Source organism: Nocardioides sp. AN3 (genome assembly GCF_054653495.1).
This window is the reverse complement of record NZ_BAAIGC010000002.1, coordinates 243,568-263,666: the sequence shown is the minus strand read 5'-3', so window position 1 is coordinate 263,666 and position 20,099 is coordinate 243,568. Positions and strand designations below refer to the sequence as shown.

General features: G+C 66.3%; 22 protein-coding genes. 9 read left to right on the top strand and 13 right to left on the bottom strand.

Annotated elements, in window-relative coordinates; all coding sequences use genetic code 11:
• Positions 1 to 246 precede the first annotated feature (246 nt).
• On the top strand, positions 247 to 1,794 hold the full coding sequence (locus tag ACYQ1K_RS03880) for an APC family permease (protein WP_459981490.1): 1,548 nt from the start codon (positions 247 to 249) through the stop codon (positions 1,792 to 1,794).
• A gap of 56 nt (positions 1,795 to 1,850) precedes the next feature.
• On the opposite strand, the gene ACYQ1K_RS03875 is transcribed toward ACYQ1K_RS03880, so the two are convergent.
• The gene (locus tag ACYQ1K_RS03875) at positions 1,851 to 3,263 is read right to left on the bottom strand and encodes an MFS transporter (protein WP_459981489.1); all 1,413 of its coding nucleotides are present in this window, start codon (positions 3,261 to 3,263) and stop codon (positions 1,851 to 1,853) included.
• 408 nt (positions 3,264 to 3,671) lie between these two features.
• Between ACYQ1K_RS03875 and ACYQ1K_RS03870 the strand changes: the two genes are divergently transcribed.
• From ACYQ1K_RS03870 to ACYQ1K_RS03860, 3 genes are all read left to right on the top strand, one after another.
• Complete coding sequence (locus tag ACYQ1K_RS03870) at positions 3,672 to 4,214, top strand: type II 3-dehydroquinate dehydratase (protein WP_459981487.1); 543 nt, start codon at positions 3,672 to 3,674, stop codon at positions 4,212 to 4,214.
• Positions 4,215 to 4,283: 69 nt separating this feature from the next.
• Positions 4,284 to 5,081 carry a carboxymuconolactone decarboxylase family protein gene (locus ACYQ1K_RS03865; protein WP_459981486.1) on the top strand — a complete coding sequence of 266 codons (798 nt, stop codon included), beginning with the start codon at positions 4,284 to 4,286 and terminating at the stop codon, positions 5,079 to 5,081.
• 71 nt (positions 5,082 to 5,152) lie between these two features.
• A complete protein-coding gene (locus ACYQ1K_RS03860; RefSeq protein WP_459981485.1) occupies positions 5,153 to 6,157 on the top strand; it encodes an Ldh family oxidoreductase in 1,005 nt (334 codons plus the stop codon).
• 113 nt (positions 6,158 to 6,270) lie between these two features.
• On the opposite strand, the gene ACYQ1K_RS03855 is transcribed toward ACYQ1K_RS03860, so the two are convergent.
• The 5 genes from ACYQ1K_RS03855 to ACYQ1K_RS03835 form a co-directional block, all read right to left on the bottom strand.
• A complete protein-coding gene (locus ACYQ1K_RS03855; RefSeq protein WP_459981484.1) occupies positions 6,271 to 7,269 on the bottom strand; it encodes a beta/alpha barrel domain-containing protein in 999 nt (332 codons plus the stop codon).
• A complete protein-coding gene (locus ACYQ1K_RS03850) occupies positions 7,224 to 8,831 on the bottom strand; it encodes an AMP-binding protein (RefSeq protein ID WP_459981483.1) in 1,608 nt (535 codons plus the stop codon). The genes ACYQ1K_RS03855 and ACYQ1K_RS03850 overlap by 46 nt, the downstream gene beginning before the upstream one ends.
• A complete protein-coding gene (locus tag ACYQ1K_RS03845; RefSeq protein ID WP_459981482.1) occupies positions 8,828 to 9,856 on the bottom strand; it encodes an LLM class flavin-dependent oxidoreductase in 1,029 nt (342 codons plus the stop codon). The genes ACYQ1K_RS03850 and ACYQ1K_RS03845 overlap by 4 nt, the downstream gene beginning before the upstream one ends.
• Positions 9,857 to 9,896: 40 nt before the next feature.
• Entirely contained in the window at positions 9,897 to 11,078 is a 1,182-nt protein-coding gene (locus ACYQ1K_RS03840) for a flavin reductase (RefSeq protein ID WP_459981481.1), read from the bottom strand.
• Between the two features lie 64 nt (positions 11,079 to 11,142).
• Positions 11,143 to 11,646 carry a MarR family winged helix-turn-helix transcriptional regulator gene (locus ACYQ1K_RS03835; protein WP_459981480.1) on the bottom strand — a complete coding sequence of 168 codons (504 nt, stop codon included), beginning with the start codon at positions 11,644 to 11,646 and terminating at the stop codon, positions 11,143 to 11,145.
• 173 nt (positions 11,647 to 11,819) lie between these two features.
• Here ACYQ1K_RS03835 and ACYQ1K_RS03830 point away from each other — a divergent pair, with 173 nt between their 5' ends.
• Positions 11,820 to 12,311 carry a nuclear transport factor 2 family protein gene (locus ACYQ1K_RS03830; RefSeq protein WP_459981479.1) on the top strand — a complete coding sequence of 164 codons (492 nt, stop codon included), beginning with the start codon at positions 11,820 to 11,822 and terminating at the stop codon, positions 12,309 to 12,311.
• A gap of 77 nt (positions 12,312 to 12,388) precedes the next feature.
• On the opposite strand, the gene ACYQ1K_RS03825 is transcribed toward ACYQ1K_RS03830, so the two are convergent.
• From ACYQ1K_RS03825 to ACYQ1K_RS03815, 3 genes are all read right to left on the bottom strand, one after another.
• Positions 12,389 to 12,832, bottom strand: a complete 444-nt coding sequence (locus ACYQ1K_RS03825) for a nuclear transport factor 2 family protein (protein WP_459981478.1) — start codon at positions 12,830 to 12,832, stop codon at positions 12,389 to 12,391.
• Positions 12,833 to 12,948: 116 nt separating this feature from the next.
• Positions 12,949 to 13,578 carry an AfsR/SARP family transcriptional regulator gene (locus ACYQ1K_RS03820; protein WP_459981477.1) on the bottom strand — a complete coding sequence of 210 codons (630 nt, stop codon included), beginning with the start codon at positions 13,576 to 13,578 and terminating at the stop codon, positions 12,949 to 12,951.
• A gap of 653 nt (positions 13,579 to 14,231) precedes the next feature.
• Complete coding sequence (locus tag ACYQ1K_RS03815) at positions 14,232 to 14,621, bottom strand: tautomerase family protein (RefSeq protein WP_459981602.1); 390 nt, start codon at positions 14,619 to 14,621, stop codon at positions 14,232 to 14,234.
• Positions 14,622 to 14,743: 122 nt separating this feature from the next.
• Between ACYQ1K_RS03815 and ACYQ1K_RS03810 the strand changes: the two genes are divergently transcribed.
• The gene (locus tag ACYQ1K_RS03810) at positions 14,744 to 15,190 is read left to right on the top strand and encodes a winged helix-turn-helix transcriptional regulator (protein ID WP_459981476.1); all 447 of its coding nucleotides are present in this window, start codon (positions 14,744 to 14,746) and stop codon (positions 15,188 to 15,190) included.
• A gap of 105 nt (positions 15,191 to 15,295) precedes the next feature.
• Here ACYQ1K_RS03810 and ACYQ1K_RS03805 read toward each other — a convergent pair whose 3' ends face one another.
• The 3 genes from ACYQ1K_RS03805 to ACYQ1K_RS03795 all read right to left on the bottom strand — a co-directional run bounded on the left by ACYQ1K_RS03805 (position 15,296) and on the right by ACYQ1K_RS03795 (position 16,740).
• Complete coding sequence (locus tag ACYQ1K_RS03805; protein ID WP_459981475.1) at positions 15,296 to 15,610, bottom strand: hypothetical protein; 315 nt, start codon at positions 15,608 to 15,610, stop codon at positions 15,296 to 15,298.
• 87 nt (positions 15,611 to 15,697) lie between these two features.
• Positions 15,698 to 16,267 (bottom strand): hypothetical protein, encoded by a 570-nt coding sequence (locus ACYQ1K_RS03800; RefSeq protein ID WP_459981474.1) that lies wholly within the window; start codon positions 16,265 to 16,267, stop codon positions 15,698 to 15,700.
• Between the two features lie 29 nt (positions 16,268 to 16,296).
• Positions 16,297 to 16,740, bottom strand: a complete 444-nt coding sequence (locus ACYQ1K_RS03795; protein WP_459981473.1) for an organic hydroperoxide resistance protein — start codon at positions 16,738 to 16,740, stop codon at positions 16,297 to 16,299.
• Positions 16,741 to 16,888: 148 nt separating this feature from the next.
• Between ACYQ1K_RS03795 and ACYQ1K_RS03790 the strand changes: the two genes are divergently transcribed.
• The gene (locus tag ACYQ1K_RS03790; protein ID WP_459981472.1) at positions 16,889 to 17,470 is read left to right on the top strand and encodes a TetR/AcrR family transcriptional regulator; all 582 of its coding nucleotides are present in this window, start codon (positions 16,889 to 16,891) and stop codon (positions 17,468 to 17,470) included.
• 308 nt (positions 17,471 to 17,778) lie between these two features.
• Here ACYQ1K_RS03790 and ACYQ1K_RS03785 read toward each other — a convergent pair whose 3' ends face one another.
• Complete coding sequence (locus ACYQ1K_RS03785) at positions 17,779 to 18,609, bottom strand: mycofactocin-coupled SDR family oxidoreductase (protein WP_459981471.1); 831 nt, start codon at positions 18,607 to 18,609, stop codon at positions 17,779 to 17,781.
• A gap of 280 nt (positions 18,610 to 18,889) precedes the next feature.
• Between ACYQ1K_RS03785 and ACYQ1K_RS03780 the strand changes: the two genes are divergently transcribed.
• Together ACYQ1K_RS03780 and ACYQ1K_RS03775 are read left to right on the top strand one after the other, a co-directional pair.
• Entirely contained in the window at positions 18,890 to 19,336 is a 447-nt protein-coding gene (locus ACYQ1K_RS03780; protein WP_459981470.1) for a VOC family protein, read from the top strand.
• The gene (locus tag ACYQ1K_RS03775) at positions 19,333 to 19,743 is read left to right on the top strand and encodes a nuclear transport factor 2 family protein (RefSeq protein WP_459981469.1); all 411 of its coding nucleotides are present in this window, start codon (positions 19,333 to 19,335) and stop codon (positions 19,741 to 19,743) included. The genes ACYQ1K_RS03780 and ACYQ1K_RS03775 overlap by 4 nt, the downstream gene beginning before the upstream one ends.
• Positions 19,744 to 20,099: the final 356 nt, after the last annotated feature.

Here is a 20,099-nt window from a genome sequence, read left to right as displayed (position 1 = left end):
ACCGCACTGAGGTTGTCGCCTCGCACAGGGCCAGGCGGAGGGTCGCGCGCCGGCCCGCATCGCAGGAGAGGCGGGTTAGATCGGCATCTAGGCAGGGCGCCCCGGTTCGTATCGGATCGCCCTGGCCGAGCCGGTGTGACGTCGATCTACTCTCGTACATCAAGCAGGTCTCGCAACGGGTCACGAGACCAAGGCGGGAGAGACGATCCGCCTCTCCGACTCTCAGTCGCAACGAAGGCGAGCACGATGAACCACGACACGATCGGCGCCCCCGAGACGGCGCCGTCCAGATCCGCCGACCACGAGATCGGCCTGCGCGGGTCCATGGGGACCTTCCGCCTCTTCGCGCTGGTGATGGCCTTCGTCTCGCCGCTCGTCACCGTGTCCGGCTGGATCGCGATCCTGATCGCCTTCGGCGGTGCCGGGGCACCGATGATGATGCTGGTCGCGACCGTGCTCGTCGCGGTCTTCTCGGTGGGCTTCGTCGCCATGGGACACCACATGCCGAGTCCTGGCGCGTTCTACTCCTACGTGACCGTGGGCCTGGGTCGGTCGATGGGGCTCGGCACGGGGTTCGTCGCGATCACCACCTACGTCCTGCTCGGCCTGTCGAGCTTCACGTTCTTCGGGGTCGCGGCGTCCGCCTTCGTGGTCAACCAACTCGGAGGCCCCGAGATCGCCTGGTACTGGTACGTCCTCGGGCTGTGGGTCGTGGTGAGCATCTTCGGCTACTTCCACGTCGAGGTGTCGGCGAAGGTGCTGCTCATCGCGATGGCGCTCGAGGTCGTCGTGGTCCTCGTCTTCGACCTCGCCATCTTCGGAGGCCGCACCGCGCCCACAGGAGGCATCTCCCTCGAGCCGTTCTCGTGGCACTCGCTGACCAGTGGATCCTGGAGCCTCGGGCTGCTCTTCGCGATCCTGATGTTCAACGGCTTCGAGGGCACGGCAGCCTTCCGAGAGGAGGTGCGCGACCCGGCCCGCACGATCGGGCGCGCGACGCTGTCAGTGGTCGCCTTCGTCGGCGCCTTCTACTGCCTGGCCTCCTGGGCGATGATCTCCTACTTCGGCATCGACAAGGGGGTCGCACTGGCCATGACCGACCCCGTCAGCATGTTCGCGACGGCGTTGCAAGGCTCCGTCGGCCGCTGGATGGTGGACGTGGCGAGCGTGCTGCTGCTGTCGTCGATCTTCGCGGCAACGGTCTCGATCCACAGCATCCTGTCGCGCTACGTCTACTCGCTCGGAGTCGATCGGGTTCTGCCCGCGCGGGTCGCCGTGGTCCACCCGCGCCACAACTCGCCGTACGTCGCTGCCGTCGCCGCCAGCGTGCTGTTCCTGGTCACCGAGCTGCCCTTCGTGCTGGGTGGTGCCGATCCGTCGCTGCTGTACGGTCAGTTCGGCGGGACGGGCGGCTATGCCTACCTGCTGCTCTTCACACTGGTCAGCCTCGCGGTGCTGGTGTACTTCCGCCGCGAGCGCGGATCGCACTCCGTGAGCGCCTGGGTGGCAGTGGTCGCGCCGGCAGCGTCCATGGTCGCAATGGCGACATTGCTGATCGTGGCAGTCGAGAACTTCACGACCCTCACCGGCGGATCCGGCTCGCTCGCACTCATCCTCCAAGCGACCGTGTGGGGGGCCGGTGTCCTCGGCATCGGCTTGGCCCTTCTGTATCGGCGTACCCGTCCCCACACGTATGCGCGGATCGGTCGGCGGAACGTCGACGACGCGCCGCTGGCACCGGTGGCGGAGCCGACCGTGATCGCGCCAGCGGCTGCGCAGGTGGCGCTGGAGTGAGCGGCCGCCCCGGCGGTTGACAGCAGCAGGTTTCCGGGGCGGCCACTGCGAGCACATCAGCGTTCGGACTCCACGCCAACGTCTATCCATTCGGTGTTCTCAACCGCCCTCTGGTCGAATCCCGCCTCTCGAACCATCAAGCCGACCAGCAGCATCACGAAGGCCACGGCCGCAAGGAAGACCCAGACATGCCCGTAGTTCTCTCGCGCGGGCACCGGCAGACCGGGCACCGTCGAGGCAGTGAGCAATGCGGTGATGATCGGCGGACCGAGCGATCCGATCGCAACGCTGGCCGCGCGGGCCGCGCCGGTGAGCATCCCCTGTTCGCCAGGTCGCGCTGCTCGCAGATACGCCGCCGTCGAAGCCGTGTAGGACAGTGCGTAGCTGAGGCCGATCAGGAACGAGAGGATGAAGAACTGGTAGGAGGTCCCGGAGACCTGCGAGAACCACAGGAACGCGGCGACCGCGACCGTTGCCCCGGCGATGCTGGTCACGCGCTGGCCGAAGCGACCGATCACGGCACCGACGAGGCTGCCACCGAACGCGATCATCAGGCCACACGGCAGGAGGTAGACGCCGGCCATCAGGACCGTCGCATCGAGGCCGTATCCGACTGCGCTGGGAGTCTGGACGTAGTTGCTGATCGCAAGCGCTCCATTGATCCCCAGGATGCTGACGACACCGGCGATGACGAAGGCGGGCCAGACGTCGCGGCGCGTGATGACCCTGAGATCGAACAGCGGCTGACGCTGGCGATGCTCCCACGCTGCCCAGGCCAGGAGCAGGCCGACGGCGATGACCAGCAAAGTGACGAACGTGCCCGAACCCCACCCCCACTTGTTCGCGTTTCCGATCGAGTAGACGAGAGCGGTCAGGCCGGCTGCGAGCAGCAGTGCGCCCACGTAGTCCAGCGGCACGCGCGCACGCGTCGGGATGTCCTCGACGAAGAGCCAGACCAACGCGAACAGGACCAAGGACAGGACCAGCATCAACCCGAAGACGGTTCGGACGTTACCGCCAACCGAGATCACGGCACCTCCGAGCAAGTATGAGCCGGAGATGGCGATGCCGATCGCAAAGGTCATCGCGCCGGAGTACCTGTCCGACTCCTCGCCGGAGCGGCTCCTGCCGCGCAGGATCGCGTAGTAGATCGGCAGGCCGGCGTTGAAGCCGACGATCACACGACCGACGAGGAGTGTCTCGAAACTAGGCGCGAACAGGCACAAGATGTTGCCCACGACGACCACGAGGGTCGTGAGGATCAGCATGCGGCGCATGCCGTAGAGGTCGGCGAGTCGGGTGAGAACGGGCACGCTGGCAGCCGCCGCGATGCCGGTGGCGGAGAGCACCCATGCCGACTGCGCCGGCGTCAGGGCGAACGTTGTGCTGATCGCCTTGAGCAGCGGGATGACGGTGAGCTGCTCGGTGTCGAGGCAGAGAACGACCAAGAAGCCGATGGCGATGGCCAAACCTCGCTCAGAGATTCCGACGGCCTGGACTCGTCGAGAGACTGCCGACGCGCCTCCCGCGGGGCGCGGGCGGGTTTCGTCATATACCGGACCGGGCAGATTCCCCGCCGTCACGACGGCGTCCCGGTTGAGATGGGGTCGAGCCGCCGCGGGCGGTGACAGGCATTGATGGACATGGTTTCTAGCCCTTCGGACGAAGATGACTGTGGCGTGGGTCACGACGGTAGAGACCCCGAAGGGAAATAGCAAGCATGCTTACATCTGCCTGGGAAGTCGCGTTCGATTCGAAGAGTGCGCACAGCCGATGCATTGACATGCCGGAGGCATGTAAGCATGCTTGTATCACTCGGCCGAGGTTCGAGCCCGGCCTGAATGACGAGCCATGTCTGCGGAAGAGAGCCCACCAGAATGCCGAACGACCAGTCTGCCCTGCCCGGCCTGCGCCCTCTCGACCACCGCTACACCATCGCGGTGATCGACGGACCGAATGTGTCCAACCTCGCGCGGCGCAACAAGCGCATGTACGGCCCCCACGTCTCGGCTGAGGGGCTCGGAGAGTTCGCAAGGGAATGGGGTGCGCGACTCGGCGTCGAGATCGAACGGTTCATGTCGAACCACGAGGGCGACATCCTCGAGTACATTCACGAGTCGGGCGATCGCGTCGACGGCTACGTCGTCAACCCGGCCGGCCTGACCACGACCAGCGACATGGTCCCCTTCGCCCTGTTCGACACCGGCAAGCCGGTGATCGAGGTGCACTTCGCCAACATCAAGGCCTCCGCGTCAACGCCGCGTGGCCCTGTCTACGGTCCCCGCGAGTCCACGTTCACGCCCTTCGTCACCGGACAGTTCATGGGCATGCGCGAGTACAGCTACGCCGGCGCGCTCCTCTCTCTCGTCCTTGCACTCGACGACGAGACGTTCCTCGGCGCCAAGCCGGAGGTTGACTGACACACTTCAGTCCCTCCCCCGGCTCCGACCGCTCCCGTCCACAACAGCCCAGGGCCCGCAGGTGATCCCGTGAACGCAAGACCTGAGAACAGCCCCGAGCAGGTGCTCTCCGACTACCTGGCCGCCGGTGGCCGATGGGACCAGAGTCTCGAACGAGCCGTCCGCCGGTCCCCCTTGTTCGGGCGAGCTCACCTTCGCATGGCCACCCGGGCCCTCTCCGACGGCGCGCTCCATCCGAAGACTCGCGAGTTCGTCTTGCTCGCAGCCAACCTGAACGCAACCCACATGAACCCCGAGGCTGCTCGGGTCCACATGCGTCAAGCCAGGGACGCGGGCGCAAGCGATGACGAGCCGATCGAAGTCATCCAGTGCGCGAGCCTGGTTGGCATCCACGCCGTGATCCTCGGTCTCCCACCCCTTCAGCGCCTCGCACCGGTCGACTTGTCTCGACCTCTGACGCCTGTCGAGGAGCAGTTGAAGCGTGCCTTCGAGGAGCGCCGCGGATACTGGTCCGACCTGTGGGATCAACTGCTTCGACGAGACAACACCTACTTCGCGGACGTTCTCGAGTACTCCGCAGCCCCCGAAGCAACCGGCGCGCTCTCCGCGCTCGATCGTGAATTCGTCTACATCGCTTTCGACTGCTCGCCCACGCACATGTTCGAGCCCGGCCTCGAGCTGCACATGCGACATGCTCTGGAGCTCGGAGCGACCCCTGCCGACGTGCTCGCGGCCCTCAAGCTCGTCAGCAGCATCGGCTTCGAAGCCGCACGCACCGGCTACGGATTGGTCGCAGAACCAAGGCACTCCACTCCCATCGAATCGTGCAGCGGGCGACCTTTGCAGAATCCAAGCGGCCGCCGGTGATCGTGCGTCCGCAATCCCCAGGACGCCGCCCGGAAGGCGTCACAACCCCCACACCACGTCGAGGAGACGACATGACCAGCACCACCCAGCTCACCCTCCACGAGGCGACCGTCCTCGTCGAGCAGGTCATGGCTGCCGTCGGCTTGAGTGACGTCGACGCCACGACCGTGGCCGAGCATCTGATCGACTGCGAACTCCGCGGCCTCGGCTACGGCGGCCTACCCCGGGCGCTGTCGATCGCCGAACGCATCATGGCGACTCCACATCCGCCGAAAGCGGTCACGGTGACCCAGGAGTCGGCACTGTCGGCCACGCTCGACGGCGGCGACACCGTGGGGTACGTGGTGGCGCAGCGGGCTACCGAGATCGCCATCGAGAAAGCGCTGTCGGGAGGCATGGCCGTCGTTGCCGCCACCGACACCTGGTACACGGGAATGTACTCGTGGTACCTCGAGCAGATCACCGCCGCAGGACTTGTCGGAATGATCGCCGGCAACGCGGGACGATTGGTCGCGCCCCACGGTGGCACCGAAGCCCGATTCGGCACCAACCCGATCGGATTCGGGTTCCCTTCAGCCGACGAACCCATCATCTGGGACACCGGCACCTCGTCGGTCACCTATGCCGAGGTGGTGCTCGCCAACCGCCTCGGAGAACCGCTGCCCGACGGGATCGCGTTCAACTCCGACGGTCAGCCCACCACCTCCCCCGCGGAGGCCTTGACCGGCGCGTTCACCGTCTGGGGCGGGCACCGCGGATCAGGCCTCGCTCTCGTCGTGCAACTGCTCGGGATGATGACGGGCGCACCGGCCATCACCGAAGGGGTGGCGGGTCTCGGCTTCCTCGTGGTCGCGATCGATCCTGCCACTGTCACCGACGCCGAGGAGTACCGCGCCCGGGTAGCGGCTTACGCCGACTGGGTGCGCAGCACGCGAACCGCCGAGGGTGTCGACGAGGTCCGGATGCCGTTCGACCGCTCGCGCCGAACGCGTGAGCTGGCACGGGCGCGCGGTCTCGTCGATGTCGAACCCGCGGTCCTCGAGGGGCTTCGGATGGTTGCAGGCCGCCGAAGCTGAACCCGTCGGACCAGTGCCGGCATGCGGTCCCGTCGGGAAGATGGGCTCCGCGGACTGATGTGTGCGCCTCTGACTGCCACGACGAGCGAGGCACCCTTGTCGTGATGAGGTGCTCAGGCCTTGAGGCTCGCACGGCCCCAATCGAACGCAGGCCCGCCGGCGTCCGGCTCCCAGCCCGCCTCATCGGGAACCGCGCCGATCTTGCGCACGAAACCGAGGCTGGGCACTCCGACCACGTCGGCGAACCAGTTCGCCGTGTCGGCGAGCGCCAGAAGGTCGACGCCGGTAGCGACACCCATCCGGTCGAACAGCTGCACGGCATCCTCACTGCAGACGCCGCCGGCAGCAACCCCATTGAGTGCTGGATGGCCGCCGGAGCCACCGAGCGACACGTCCAACTGGGTGATCCCAAGCCCGACGAGCTCGACGAGATTGGCCAGGCCCATCCCTCGTGAGTCGTGAACCTGGACCGAAAGATGCTCAGCGGTGTTCACGGCCAAGGCCGCCTCGATCGTCGTGCGCATCTGTACCGGGGAGGCGTAGCCGATCGAGTCGGCGAGCAGCCAGTCTTCCACGCCGATCGAGTGCAGGCGGTCGGCAAATCGGTCGATGACCTCGGGACCTCGTGGGGGGCCGCTGGGGCCGCCCCACGCGAAGATGAGGTACGTGCCGACGGTCGTCGATGTCCCCTCAGCCAAGTCGACGAGGTCCTTGAGGACCTCGATCGCTTCGTCGGTGCTGCGTCCGGTGTTGTTACGAGAGAAGTCCTCGTCGGCGGAAAGGAGAAACCACGCTGTGTCGACGCCGGCATCGACGGCTCGCCGCAGGCCCCGCTCGTTCCCGACGCAGCAGTGCAACTTCGTGCCGCGCGAGCGGTCGATGCGCGCGAACACCCGCTCGGCGTCAGCAAGGCCGGGGACGAGGTCGGGACGCACGAACGACGACACCTCGACAGAGGGCATTCCGGCGGCCGTCAGGCGGTCGACGAGCTCGACTTTCACGCTGGTCTCGACATGGTGGGCCTGCAGCGCCAAGCGCGGCGCGACGTCCTTCAGCTGCACCCGGATCACGACGGCCTCGTCGGCCGATGGCCGGCCTCCCAGGAGTCCCACGTGCGATCCACCACGCCCTCGGCGCGCAGCACGGCCTTCTGGATCTTCCCCGTCGGCGTCCGCGGCAAGGACGGCACGACGCGGTAGAAGCGCGGGACCATGAAGTGTGGAAGCAACCGGTCGCAGTGCTCGAAGAGTGCCTCATAGTCGAAGGCCTCCACGTTCTCGGTCTCGACGATCGCGAGCACCTCCTCCTCGCCCAGGTCCGAAGGAGTGCCAACCGCGGCAGCGTCGATCACACCCGGGAAGGTCATGAGCACCGCCTCCACCTCATAGGAGGAGATGTTCTCCCCGCGACGGCGTAGGGCATCTTTTTCACGGTCGACGAAGTAGTAGAAGCCGTCGGCGTCGACGTAGCCGAGGTCGCCGGTCCGCCACCACATGTCACGCATCGTCGCGAGCGTCGCTTCGGGGTCGTCGATGTAGTGCGTGAACATCACGTTCGACACCCGCGGGCGGTAGACGATCTCGCCCACCTCGCCGGCGCCCAGCCGCGCTCCCGTCGGGCCTTGAATCTGAAGCTCAGTGGTGTTGGTCGGCTTCCCGATCGACCCGATCTTCCGGGTCTCGATGGGGTTGTAGGTCACGTTCTTGATCTCGGTGAGGCCGTATCCCTCGACGATGTGCACGTTGAAGCGGTCCTCGAAGGGCATCAGCACGTCTGGCGGCGCCGGGGCGGCAAAGACCCGGCGTACCCGGTGATCGCGGTCGCGCTCGGACGGCGGCTGCGCGAGAAGCATCGGGAGCAATGAGCCGAGGGCGTTGAACATGGTGATGTCGAACGCGCGCATCTCGTCCCAGAACCTGCTCGCGCTGAACTTCTCGGCCAGCACGAGTGTGGCGCCGGCGTAGATGCTGTGGAGGCACATGTTCAGCTGAGCGGCACCGTGGAACATCGGCAGGCACGTGTAGAGCCGATCTCGCGACGTCGTTCCCATCGACTCGAGGTTCTCCCGGGCGGCCACCACGGCGAGGTAGTGAGGCACCGCGACGCCCTTGCTCTTGCCGGTGGTGCCAGAAGTCAGGGCGATACCGCACAGGTCGGCCGGCTCAACGGCGGTGGTGACCGCCGGGTTCTCGACCCTGGCGATCAGCTCACGGTAGCTGATGGTCTTCACCGACGATGGGGCTGCGGCGGTCTCGCCGACGACCACAATCCATTCGAGGTGGGGCAGCTCGGCGAGCTCGGCGGTCAGGGTCGGCAGGAACACCGACTCGGTGACGACGACGCGAGCCTTCGTCAAGCTGAGCGCGTGCCGCAGGAACGCAGCCTTGTAGGCGGTGTTGACCGGGACGCAGACGAATCCGCCGCGTGCGGTGCCCAGCCAGGCGGTGACCCATTCGATCCGGTTGCGCAGAAAGATCGCGACCGCGTCGCCCTTGGCCAACCCGAGCCCGGCGATCGATGCAGCAACCTTGGTCGCGGCCTGATCGAGCTCACGGTAGGTCAGCTGTGCCTGTGGAGTGATGAACGCGGTCTTGTCGGGGTTCGCTGCCGCACGGCGTGCCAGAAGCCCACCGATGGTGCCGCCACCAACGTCGATCAGGTCTCGCTCGTTCATGAAAGTGCCTTCTTCACTTCGACGAGGAACTGAGTCAGGGAGGGGTCGTAGCCGGCCTCGGCCCCTGTGGTCACCAAGAAGGCGTCGACGCCCACCTCGCGATAGCTGCGAAGCGAGTCGAGAACCCGATCGTAGGATCCCACCAGCGCCTGAGAGTTGGCGAAGCCCCCGAGCTGTTTGGTAAGACCGGTCCAGAAGCAGTCGTCATGCAGCTCCTCGTCCGTCAGCGCCAGCGCACGCTGCCGGCCGGCGGATGTGTCGCCCTTCGAAGATCGCAGGAACTTGTTCGTGCCCTGCGCGGCCTCGATCTCCCGCTCTGCATCGCGTGCCGCCTGCCAAGCGAGGTCGTCGGTGTCAGCGACGAAGAGCCGGAGGCTGACGGAGAATCGCATCTCGCGGTCGTGTGCCTTGCTGGCGGCCCGGACCTTCTCGATCCGTTCTCGGGTGCCCGCGATCGGCTCGCCCCACAGCATGTAGAGGTCGGCGTGCCTGGCGCCGAACTCGACGGCGTCGTCGCTGTCGCCTCCCATGAAGATCGGAACCTGGCCCTGGCACGGGCGAGTTTGGAGGTTGACACCCTCGACGTCGTAGAACTCGCCGTGGTGGTCGAACGGCTCGGGGCTCGTCCAGGCCCGGCGCACGATGTCGAGGTATTCGGTCGCGCGGCGGTAACGGTCTGCCTTCGGTGTGTGGTCGCCCTCACGCATGAGGTCCTTCTCACTGCCGCCGACGACGACGTTCAGTGCCAGCCGGCCGCGCGCCAGTACGTCCAGTGAAGCGAAGAGCCGAGCCGCCGCAGTGGGTGACATCACCCCCGGTCGGTGCGCCATGATCGGCGAGAAGTGACGGGTCTGCGCGAGCGCGTAAGGCACCACGGCGTGGTTGTGCGGCCAGATCGAGGAGTAGCCGATCAGCACGCGGTCGATCACATCGACGGTGTCAAGATCGCCGATCCGTTTCTCGAGCAGGTCGGGCCCCGATTCCCCGCCGACCAGCGGCTGGGCTCCGGTGAAGAGTTCGAACAAGGTGTCCTCCCTTGGACAACGGTGGGACGTAAGGGCCGGGTCAGGCGCTCAGAGTCCTGGGCCGTACGGTGCGGGCGACGTCCAGCAGCGTGTCGCGGTAGCGGATGAAGTCGTCGTAGGTCGAGACGGCCGGCAGGCCGTATGCGGTGAGGACGAGGCGGATCGCCCCGACCGCGCCGAGAACCGGAACCGCCACCGTGCGAAGCGGGATCCGCTCCTTGACGTCGAAGACGTGAGGTTCATAGGCGTTACTGAGCGGATCGAGCAGCTGGCCTACGGCATCGAGCTCTTCTGGTGACGGAGCGTCGACCGGCAGCCGGTACAACGCCCGCTCGAGGTCGAGGTGGCCGGGTTCGCCTAGGGTGGCGGACCAACCGCGTTCGCGCACTCGCCGAGCTAGCCCGCGTGCATGCTCTTGCTGGGTCGGCGGCAAGTCCGCCACCCATCGCTCAGGGTCAGACCAGGCGGCGAACGCAGCGCCCAGCGGCGGCTGGTAAGGCATCCGCTGGCCCACACGCGTCGGCAGTCGACCTGGTTCGGGGTGCCCGCTCGTCGCCAGCGCCACAACCTCGTCCTCGAGCAGCGCGGTGGCAACGACCTCGACGCCCAGCTCGCGCGAGGCGGCTGCCATGTGGGGGCGAAGCTCATCGACGAGTCGGAAGTGGTCAACGACTTCCGGAAGATCCGGAACACCGCTCGCAGCGAGGGCCGGTGAGGCCACCGTGCCGTACCCGCCCTGGAAGGAGAGGAGCGGCGACGCCGGCTTCTCGACCTCGAGTCGTTCAACGCTGCCAACGACGATGAAGTGATCGCCCGCTTCATGGACGGCGTCGATGGTGCAGTCGATCCACGCGACCACGCCATCGAGCACAGGAGATCCCGTGGCCTCGGTGCGCCATCGGAGAGCGCCGAACTTGTCACCGCCCTTGACCGCGAGCTGCCGTGAGACGTGCTCCTGGTCTGCCGCGAGCACGTTGACGCAGAACGCGCCGGCCTCGCTGAGCGCGGCCCAGGTGCTCGAGGTCCGCATCGGCAGGAACGCCACCAGTGGCGGATCGAGCGAGACGGAGGTGAACGAGGTCGCGACCATCCCGACCGGTGCGCCATCGGCGTTGCGTCCGGTGACAGCGACGACCCCGCTGGGGTAGTGCCCCAGCACAAGCCGGAAGAAGTTCGGGTCGAGACTGCGGAGGTCCACCGTCGCCCCATGTGTATCAGGCATGGGCACACGGTACGGCGGCCCGACGGGTTATGCAAGCATGCTTACATATCCGGCGGCGCGCCTGTCACGAGCGCTCGAGGGCGGCGATCTCCTGCTCCACGGCCACCGCACTCTCGCGCAGGAGGGTGATCATCCGAACGCGGTCCTCGCCGGGCAGGTTCTGCGAAAGGGTCTCGTTGATCTTGAGAACCTCAGCATCCATCTCGCGCAGCACCTTGCGCCCGCGAGAGGTGAGAGTGAGGGACATGGCGCGCTCATTGCCCGGACTCACGGCCCTCTCGACATAGCCGGCATCCCCGAGGTTCGACACGATGCGCGTCATCGTCTGCGACCTGACGAAGCACCTGCGCGAGAGCTGGGTCAAGGATAGATTCGGACGCCGCTCGATCACGCGCATAGCGGCGTAGCCGGAGAGTGTCATCTTCCACGGTTGAAGTCGCATGGCCCCGATTCGCGCGACCGCGCGCTCGAGCCGGAAGACCGCATCGAGGAGGAGGGTCATTTCCTCGTCGTATTCGTTGCGCTCGTCGTCCGCTGCACTGGTGTCGGGCTTCGCCGGGTTTGCCACGCCCGGAAGTGTAGTGCCGCTGCGCCCGATCGGCCGGTCGGCGAGACAGCTTGCTTATCAGGATGCTTGCCTTCTGCCTCCGTTGTCCTTACAGTCGAGGCGTTCGAGCACGAGTGGCCGCTAAAGGCCCAGGCATCCCGCCTTGGATGCCTCAACCGGAAGGCAAGGGCGCCATGAGCGACACCCAGACTGAGGACTTCCCCACCACTCACGGTGACCAGGAGCTTCTCGACATCCAGGCAATCCGGAGCCTTCTGGAGCGCTATGCGTTTGCGATGGATCGCCGCGACACCGAACTGATGCGGACGTGCTTCACCCCGGACGCGGACTTGTCCTACTTCGGTGGCCTGAAGAAGTTCAACCGAGACAGCTTCTCAGACCAGCTGGTGTCGGGGCTCACGCCATTCAAGACCATCAATCACGCCATCAGCAGCATCCGAGTCATCGTCGAAGGCGATACCGCGAGTGCCGACATGCACATCTTCGCGACCATGATGCTCGCGGATTCGCCCACGGTGATCATCCGTGGCGTTCACGTGGTCGACGAGTACCTGCGGACCGCTGACGGCTGGAAGATCAGCAAGCGAGCGCACGCCCCGTTCCTGCAGTATGAGGCGCCCACTACTCGAATCGACTTTCCCGGCGTGGGCGGCATCAACGAGTAACGGGCCTCGTAGGTGCTCATGGCGGTCCGCTCCGGGCCCGGCCGGGGCGAGTCAGACCGCCCCGGCCGACTGGCCCCTCACTCCCCGAAGGGCGTGGCTGCTCCACCGGGCATCACGGCCCGATCGTAGTACTCCCGGCATGAGATGATCTTGAGTTCTTGGTCCAAGACCAGGACGGCAGCCGAGCGACCGCTGAAGGCCTTGCCTGTGGCCTTCATCTTTCCGCCGCCGAGGTCGTCACCGGAGAAGGTGCCTCGTCCGGTCACTTCCACCACCACGAGCCCGTCACCGGTGTGAGCGTAGTCAACCGACATCACGAAGTCAGGAACGGCTGCGCGCCAGAGACGGTGGTGGGTGGCAATCAGGTCGTGGCCGCGGCGTCGCACCCCGAATGTCACGTCGAAGTACTCGCCATCCTCGGCGTAGAGATCAACAAAGGATTCCGGGGTCGGCGCGCTCCAAGCGTCGGCCCACTGCCGGGCGATGTCGGTCGGTGTCGTGGTCGTACTGATGGCGGACAAGGGATCCTCCCTGTTCTGTGGGTTCGAGAGTCGGTCGGGTGCGCTCCGTCCGGAGGAGGTGACGTGCAGTCACGATGCCCCGCACGGGTTGGCCGAAGGTTGAATGTCTGGTGCGGCTACAGCCGAATCGCGGTGTGCAAGCGCGCCGCAGCGATGGCACGGCGCCCGTCAGCGACGGGCAGCAATCGCAGCGCACTCTCATGAATCTCGGCGTCGTTGACCGCGTGCTCGCCGAGTTGAAGGGCATGGTCTGCGTTGGCGCTGGCCAGGACCGCGGTCCGCACCGCCACCTCGAAGTGTTGGCGCCAGTCGACGACGCCGGGCAACTCTGAGCCAGGCAGCAGCGGGCCGCGATAGAGTCTCAGCGCGGTGGCGGTATCCCCCTTCTTCAGCGCAGCAAGGAGATCCACGGCGTCGCACGAAATCGGACTGATCAGCCGGTAGACGCGGCTGGCTATCTCAACGCCAGTGGCCTTGCGCAGGTTGGAAATGTCGGCCTTGAGAGTGCTTGTCGCAGTCCGCCGGTCGCCGTAGACGGCGAAGTGCAGTTGCTCCGGCGTCATCCCGTTGGGTTGCAGCGCCAGCAACGTGAGAATCTCGAGCTGACGACGGCGCATGCGGACGGGCTGCCCGTCGCCAGTCAAGCGACTGTCGCCCAAGCTCGCGAGATGGACGCCGGAACGGGCCGGGGCGGCCGCATGCAGCTTGGCCTCGATGGCGGAGACCAGGCTGCGTACTGTCGACATCGCGAATGGGTGCGCCCGGTCCCACGTCGAGGACAGATCGAGTACGCCGAGCTGCTGTCCGTCTCGGTCTCTGATCGGAGCGCAGTAGCAGACCCAGCCGTGCAAGGCTTCGACCAGGTGCTCAGCAGAAAACGGTCGAAGCCCGCCCTGTGACAAGCGCAAGGGACAGCGCGTTGGTGCCCATGTGCGACTCGCCCCACCGTCCACCGGGGGCGAAGTTGATGCTTTCAGCTCGCCGCCGGATGCGCGGACCGCCGTACGACCACAGGATCGTTCCTGTCTCATCGGCTACCGCGGCGATGTACCCGGTCTCGTGAGCGACGCTCTGCAGTTGCTGGGACAACTCGCTCACCGGGCGGTGCAACGGCGAGTCCGCCCAGCGCGAGTGGACTTCACCCGCTGAGGGCGCGCTGGCGCGCAACGGGTCCACCGTACGCACGGAACGTCCCCACGATTCGATCACGTCACCGCGAACAGCTGGCTGAACTGCGTCCCCGGATCCCGTGAAGCGACTCGGGCTCCACCGCGCCCATTCCTCTTCCAACGCGGCCCGCCGGCGCGCGAGCGTTTCGTGTGACAAAGCGCAATCTCCTTGTCGCCCATCCACTGACACGAGATCGGTCGCTTCGGCTTGCGATGGCGACCGCCGGTCTTCAGTAGATGGCGCCGGGCTCGTCGGTGATCTCGGGCAGGATGACGCCGTTCTCCAGCGCGTTGGCGCCGGGGATCTCGTCGATGAAGATCGCCAGGCTCTCTTTGGCGTCTCCGGTCACTTCGGACCAGGCGTCGGCGATTCCGTGGATGAGCTTCGCTCGCACTCCCGGCGAGCGGCCCGCGCGGATCAACCCGACCATTCGCGGCGCGTCGATCGCCTCGCCGGCCACGAAGAGGCTGCCGCGCGGAACTTCGACGAACGAGCAATACACATAAGCCCCCGATGCGCCCGTCACCTCGCAGTGCACCCTCGTCGCGGCTGCGGCAACCTCGGCCTTGTGCTGCATCGTCGCACCGCCTGCCGGAACCGTGAACTGGTAGTAGGGCACCGAGCCACCTCCAGAAGATGCGTAGACCCGAGCCCAGTAAGACTCGAATTGAGTTTGACTGTAATCCTCGATGAGTACGGCCGCAAGCAGCAAAGACTCAAAAGAAGTCCTACACTCATCGCATGAAGCACGACGAGTTGGGGGGTCTGTACTGCTCCGTCGCACGCACGTGGTCGGTGATCGGAGAGCGTTGGACGATGATGATCCTGCGCGAGTGCTTTCGCGGCGAACGTCGCTACGACCACTTCCGCCAGAAGCTGGGCTTGGGCAGCAACGTCCTGAACGACCGCCTGCGAGTCCTAGTGGACGAGGGCATCTTGGAGCGCGTCAAGTACCAGGACACCCCCACGCGTCACGAGTACCGGCTCACCGGCAAGGGCTCAGAGCTGTATCCGGTGCTCGTCGCGCTGATGTCGTGGGGGGACAAGTACAAGAACGACGTACCACCAGTGCGGCTGATCCATCGCGCCTGTGGCCACGAAGCCGACCCTCAACTGACCTGCGCGCACTGCGCCAAGCCGGTGTCCTGGCGGGAGATGACCGCCAACTTCGAGCCGGACGCGTGGTAACGAGCTGCGGCGATCGCGATCGGGGATCGACTCCCGCGGCTTCGCGACCAATCATGGCGCGCAGAGACCCGCCCGCACCCGCTCCTGCGGGCTCAGGCGATGACGTCAGGTCGGTCGGCCGTAGGTCTCGAGGAGCCTGAGCCAGACCTCGCTGATGGTCGGATAGGCCGGCACGGCGTGCCAGAGCCGGTCGATGGCGACCTCGTCGACGATCGCGATGGTCGCCGCATGCAGGAGCTCGGCGACGTCCTGTCCGATACGGGAATGGCGGGCACGTTGGGGACCAAGCCTGCGCCAGCGCGATGTCCCTCGCGGAGTAGGTGCGCCATATGCCGACCCAGACCTCGCGAGGCCCCGCGAGGCGGCCGTGGCCGCAGACCAGGTCGATGCCGGCGGACTGTAGCCAGGCGAACTGGCCATGGTCCTTCCCATCGTCGGTGAAGGCCGTAGACGGGCCGCCTCAGATGACGATCAGGTCGTAGTCGACGTCTTCATCCTCTGGGGTCGTCATACGGCTGCCGTCCTTCGCAGCACGATGCTCAGGCGGATCGCCGAGATCAGGAAGAACACGCCGCCGAGGATCGCGTAGCCGCCGACGCCGGAGATGTCACCTGCGCCCTGCAGGCCCTGCGCCAGTAACGACGCACCGGCCAGGACGGAGATCCCGCCGCTGAGCATCTGAGGCACCTGTCCCCCAGCCCGCCGGTTGCGGACGGCGGTGATGAGCTGGGGGATGCCGGCTCCGATCGCCCATGCTCCCCAGACGGCGAGAGCGCCGGCGATGGACAGCGTCGAGGCGACCCCGAGCGCGATGGCGACGATCACGCTGACGAGCACGTTGACCCATTCGCTGACCTTGGACCGCGACGAGCCCGGGTCGGCCCGCATCTGCCAGAGCACCGCAGCTGCGTCGAAGAGCGGGTAGACGAACAGCAGGACCGTCAGGAAGGGACCGGTAGCCGCGGACGTGGGGAACAGCAGTGCCGCCCAGACGACCGCGAAGCCGAAGCGGAGGAAGTAGAGGCGCCGTAGCGCCTGGGAGAACGACGACCGGGCGAGTGTCTCGGAGATGGTCATGAAGTCTCGCTTTCTGAGAAGGGCAGGGGTCAGACCGCCGGGGTCGCGACGATGGTCCGGAGAGCGACGGGGACGTTGCCTCGGGTGGCCAGCGAGTACGGGCAGACCGCGTGCGCGGCGGCGGTGAGGTCCTCGGCGGTCTCCTGGGCGACGCCGCCACCCAGGTGGATGCGCAGCGCGGCGGTGAGGGCCAACCCGCCGGCATCGGTGCGGGAGATCGAGACCTCGGCGGTCACCTCCGAGCCGTCCAGGACCACCTTGCGCTGCGAGGCGACGAGCTTGAGCGCCGAGTGGAAGCACGACGCCCAGCCGGCGGCGAAGAGCTGCTCGGGATTGGTCGCGCCGCCGGGACCGCCCATTGACGCGGGGACCGCGAGGGCCACGTCGAGCACGCCGTCGTCGGTCGCGGCTCGGCCTCCGGCGCGGCCATCACCCGTGGACGTGGCGATGGCGGTGTACAGCGTGGTGTTCAAGATGACTCCTTCTCGTCGAGAGTAGAGTTACTAGTACGTCTACATAGAACAACATATGCTCTCTCCAGCGCCGGGGCAAGCCGGCGAAGGACGACGGAGCCCCACGGAGGAAGAGTTGCCGGCAGACGCGGCCGAAGCAGGAACCCCTGTGCCGTCTCGTTCAGGTGCCTCCACGCGAGCGCGGATCCTCGCCGTGGCGAGCGAGCTGTTCTACGCCCAGGGCATCCGCGCGACGAGCGCCGACCGCATCATCGAGGAGGTCGGCGTCACGAAGGTGACGTTCTACCGGCACTTCCGGACCAAGAGCGAGCTCGTCGTCGCCTACCTGGAGGAGCAGGCGATCGCGGAGCGGATGTGGCTTGAGGGCGCTCACCGCAAGGACGACCCCGTCGGCTCGCTGCAGGCGATCGCCACCGACATCGGCGTGGCGAGCTGCCGGCCCGGATTCCGCGGCTGCGCGTTCATCAATGCTGCGGCAGAGTTCTCCGATCCCGACGACCCCGTCCGCAGCGCCGTCGACGCTCATCGCCGCCGGATGCTCGACACGTTCGTCGCCGTTGCCGCAGAGGCAGGGGCTCAGGACGCGGAAGCCGCAGGCAAGCAGCTCATGATGTTGCGCGACGGCGCCATGGTCAACGGCTACCTGAACGACCCGGCCTCCGTCGCCGAGGCCCTCGGAGCGGCGTTCACGTCGATCGTCACGGCGGCATCGGCGGTCGCGCGCAACTAGCTGGCGCCAGGCTGCTCGACGGCCCCGTCCTCCACCGCGCTCGGACGCTCAGGCATCCGAGAGGCTTGGGGCGTGCTGTCGAGCCCGCACGGGAGCAAGAGCGTGATCCGTCGGCGACGAGCCGGTGGTACTTGGGCGTTGAGACTGGGACTACATAGCGCCTGGGTCGGCGGGTACTGCGACCGCCAGCTCTCGCGACAGGCGCCCGAGCCTGAGGAGTGGGATAGGCGCTTCCGTTCAGTTCCAATGGGTCGGCGGGATCATCGCCCTCGATTGCCCGGAGCGCTCGGACGGACACAGGGTGGGAGCTACGTCGAGGGAAGGAGCATCGTCTGACCGGCATCGACGAAGATCTCCTGCCCCGTCACGAAGCGTCCCGAATCGCTCACGAGGAACAGGATCACTTCGCTGGCCTCGGGCGGCTGCATCCAGTCCACCGGCAGCGCGTTCGCGACGCCGTAATCCGGGTTCTCTTCAATCCACCTGGGGAAGGTCTCATTCATGATCATGGGCGTCGCGACGCCTGAGGGATGGAAGGTGTTGACCCGGATGTTGTGCTCGGCAAGCTTTCCCGCGTAGCCGGTCATCAGGCCCACCTGCGCGTACTTGGCCGCGTGGTAGCCATCGAAGCCGCCGTCATAGTTGGTCGTGATCGACTGGCGTGTGACCGACGAGCACGTGATGACGATGGCACCGCCCCGACCTTGATCAATCAGGATCGGCGCGACGAGCTGCAGCGTGTTCCAAGTCCCCGTCAGCATCACGTCGAGGCTGTCCCTGAAGGCCTGCTCCGACTGAGCATACGGTCGCTGGCCGAACGCCAGAATCCCGGCATTGGCAAGGACCACGTCCAGGCGGCCGAACTCCGCCAGGCCGAGATCGAGAGCACCCTGGATGTCGGCGCGATTGCGGACGTCTCCTTTGACGCCAAGCATCCGGCGCCCGGCCTTCTCCACCAGGGCAACGGTCTCGTCGAGGTCCTCCCGGGTAGCCATGGGATAGGCGACCGTCTCGATCTGCTCGCACAGATCCAGGCCAATGATGTCGGCCCCTTCCTCCGCGAGCATCACAGCGTGAGACCGCCCCTGTCCCCGAGCGACGCCGGTGATGAAGGCGACCTTGCCGTCCAACTGACCCATCGTTGATCCATCCCATCCCATCGCGTCGCGCCGAGCAGCCCGTTCTGGAGCCGTGGGACCAAGCGCAGTCGGAGGCCCCGAAGTCGGCCTCCGGGTGAGCGTAGGGTCCGGTGCTCGGGAGCATCTATGGAGTTCGGCACACAGCAGTCCTTTCGACAGTGGCGGTTCGGCCATCGTGTGTTCCGACGTCAGCGGCCCAGACTGTGCGGGGACGCGCTGCAGTCGTGCGCTGCAGAACGTCACGCCTGCTCGACCACCAACCCGCAGATGGGGGCAGAAGATGCCACATGCAGTTCACCACTTCGGCCGAACCGTGAGCAATCTCGAGCAATCGGTCCAGTTCTACAAGCTGTTCGGCGGTGAGGAGGTCGCAGCCGAGCACTTTTGCGGCCCCCAGTTCGCCAAGGTCCTGGGTTTCGATGACTCGGACTTCGAGATGCGCCTGGTCCAGGTTGGCGACGTTCACCTCGAGTTGCTGCAGTACCTGGTGCCGACCGGTGAATCGTCATACTCGACCCGCAACTGCGATGTAGGCGCGGCCCACATCTGCTTCCTCGTGGACGACATCTTCGGGTCCTACGAGCACCTCACTTCACTGGGAGTGAAGTCGCACTCCGCTCCCGAAGTCATCACCGAGGGAGACTTCGCCGGCGCGGCGTTCGTCTACCTCCTCGACCCGGACGGCTTGCCCGTCGAACTGCTGCAGCTTCCTCAGGAGTCCGAGTGATCACCCCCGACCAGGCTTCAGTCGAGCACTTCTACGAGCGTTACGCGCGGATCGTCGACGACCAGGACTTCGATGCACTCGCCACTCTCTGTTCGCCCGACGTTCGACTCTCCCTCAACGGTTCGGAGCACCACGGCGTGGACAAGTTCATCGCCGTCTTCCGCGAGGCGCTTGAACCGGCCCTGGGCAGCCGGCACCTGATCACCAACATCGCGGTGGATCTCTCCAACGGGATCCGCGCGCGGACCTACTTGCTGGTCGTGTGGTGGTCGAACTCGTGGACGCGTCAGGGTGTGGGCTATTACGAGGACGAACTGGCCATGGTCGACGGAGAGCTGGTCTTCGTCGACAAGAACATCTCCCTCGAGCGCGTGGTCGAGACACCGGCTGCCCCGCTCGCCGACTGACGGATCGCGGCCCACTGAAACGCCCTGGGTTCTCTGCGGGTCCGTCGTCGAAGGTCGTGGTGCGGCGCACTCGGTCTTGGAGAGCCCGTTGAGGGTCTCCGTCACGGCTTCCTCGCAGCGTCTCCGGACTGACTCGATCGAGGGCTTGATGCTCTGGAGGTCGAAGAGCTCAGTGAGCTTGATCGAGTTGCGTTGGGCAGGTTCAACGGGTCGAAGCAACACCGTGTGATGCCGCAGGACATCCCGGACAGCGGACCTCCGGAGAGGGACGTCCGCTGTCCGGGATTGTCCTGTTGGGGCGTCGTGCGGGATCGACGGTGATCTCCGGAGTAGCGCGCCGGTCGCCGCGTCGACGA

Coding starts and splice junctions, on each gene's coding strand:
- ACYQ1K_RS03880 (WP_459981490.1), top strand. CDS start 247: ATGAACCACGACACGATCGGCGCCCCCGAGACGGCGCCGTCCAGATCC.
- ACYQ1K_RS03870 (WP_459981487.1), top strand. CDS start 3,672: ATGCCGAACGACCAGTCTGCCCTGCCCGGCCTGCGCCCTCTCGACCAC.
- ACYQ1K_RS03860 (WP_459981485.1), top strand. CDS start 5,153: ATGACCAGCACCACCCAGCTCACCCTCCACGAGGCGACCGTCCTCGTC.
- ACYQ1K_RS03850 (WP_459981483.1), bottom strand. CDS start 8,831: ATGAACGAGCGAGACCTGATCGACGTTGGTGGCGGCACCATCGGTGGG.
- ACYQ1K_RS03840 (WP_459981481.1), bottom strand. CDS start 11,078: ATGCCTGATACACATGGGGCGACGGTGGACCTCCGCAGTCTCGACCCG.
- ACYQ1K_RS03830 (WP_459981479.1), top strand. CDS start 11,820: ATGAGCGACACCCAGACTGAGGACTTCCCCACCACTCACGGTGACCAG.
- ACYQ1K_RS03820 (WP_459981477.1), bottom strand. CDS start 13,578: ATGTCGACAGTACGCAGCCTGGTCTCCGCCATCGAGGCCAAGCTGCAT.
- ACYQ1K_RS03810 (WP_459981476.1), top strand. CDS start 14,744: ATGAAGCACGACGAGTTGGGGGGTCTGTACTGCTCCGTCGCACGCACG.
- ACYQ1K_RS03805 (WP_459981475.1), bottom strand. CDS start 15,610: ATGGCCAGTTCGCCTGGCTACAGTCCGCCGGCATCGACCTGGTCTGCG.
- ACYQ1K_RS03800 (WP_459981474.1), bottom strand. CDS start 16,267: ATGACCATCTCCGAGACACTCGCCCGGTCGTCGTTCTCCCAGGCGCTA.
- ACYQ1K_RS03785 (WP_459981471.1), bottom strand. CDS start 18,609: ATGGGTCAGTTGGACGGCAAGGTCGCCTTCATCACCGGCGTCGCTCGG.
- ACYQ1K_RS03780 (WP_459981470.1), top strand. CDS start 18,890: ATGCCACATGCAGTTCACCACTTCGGCCGAACCGTGAGCAATCTCGAG.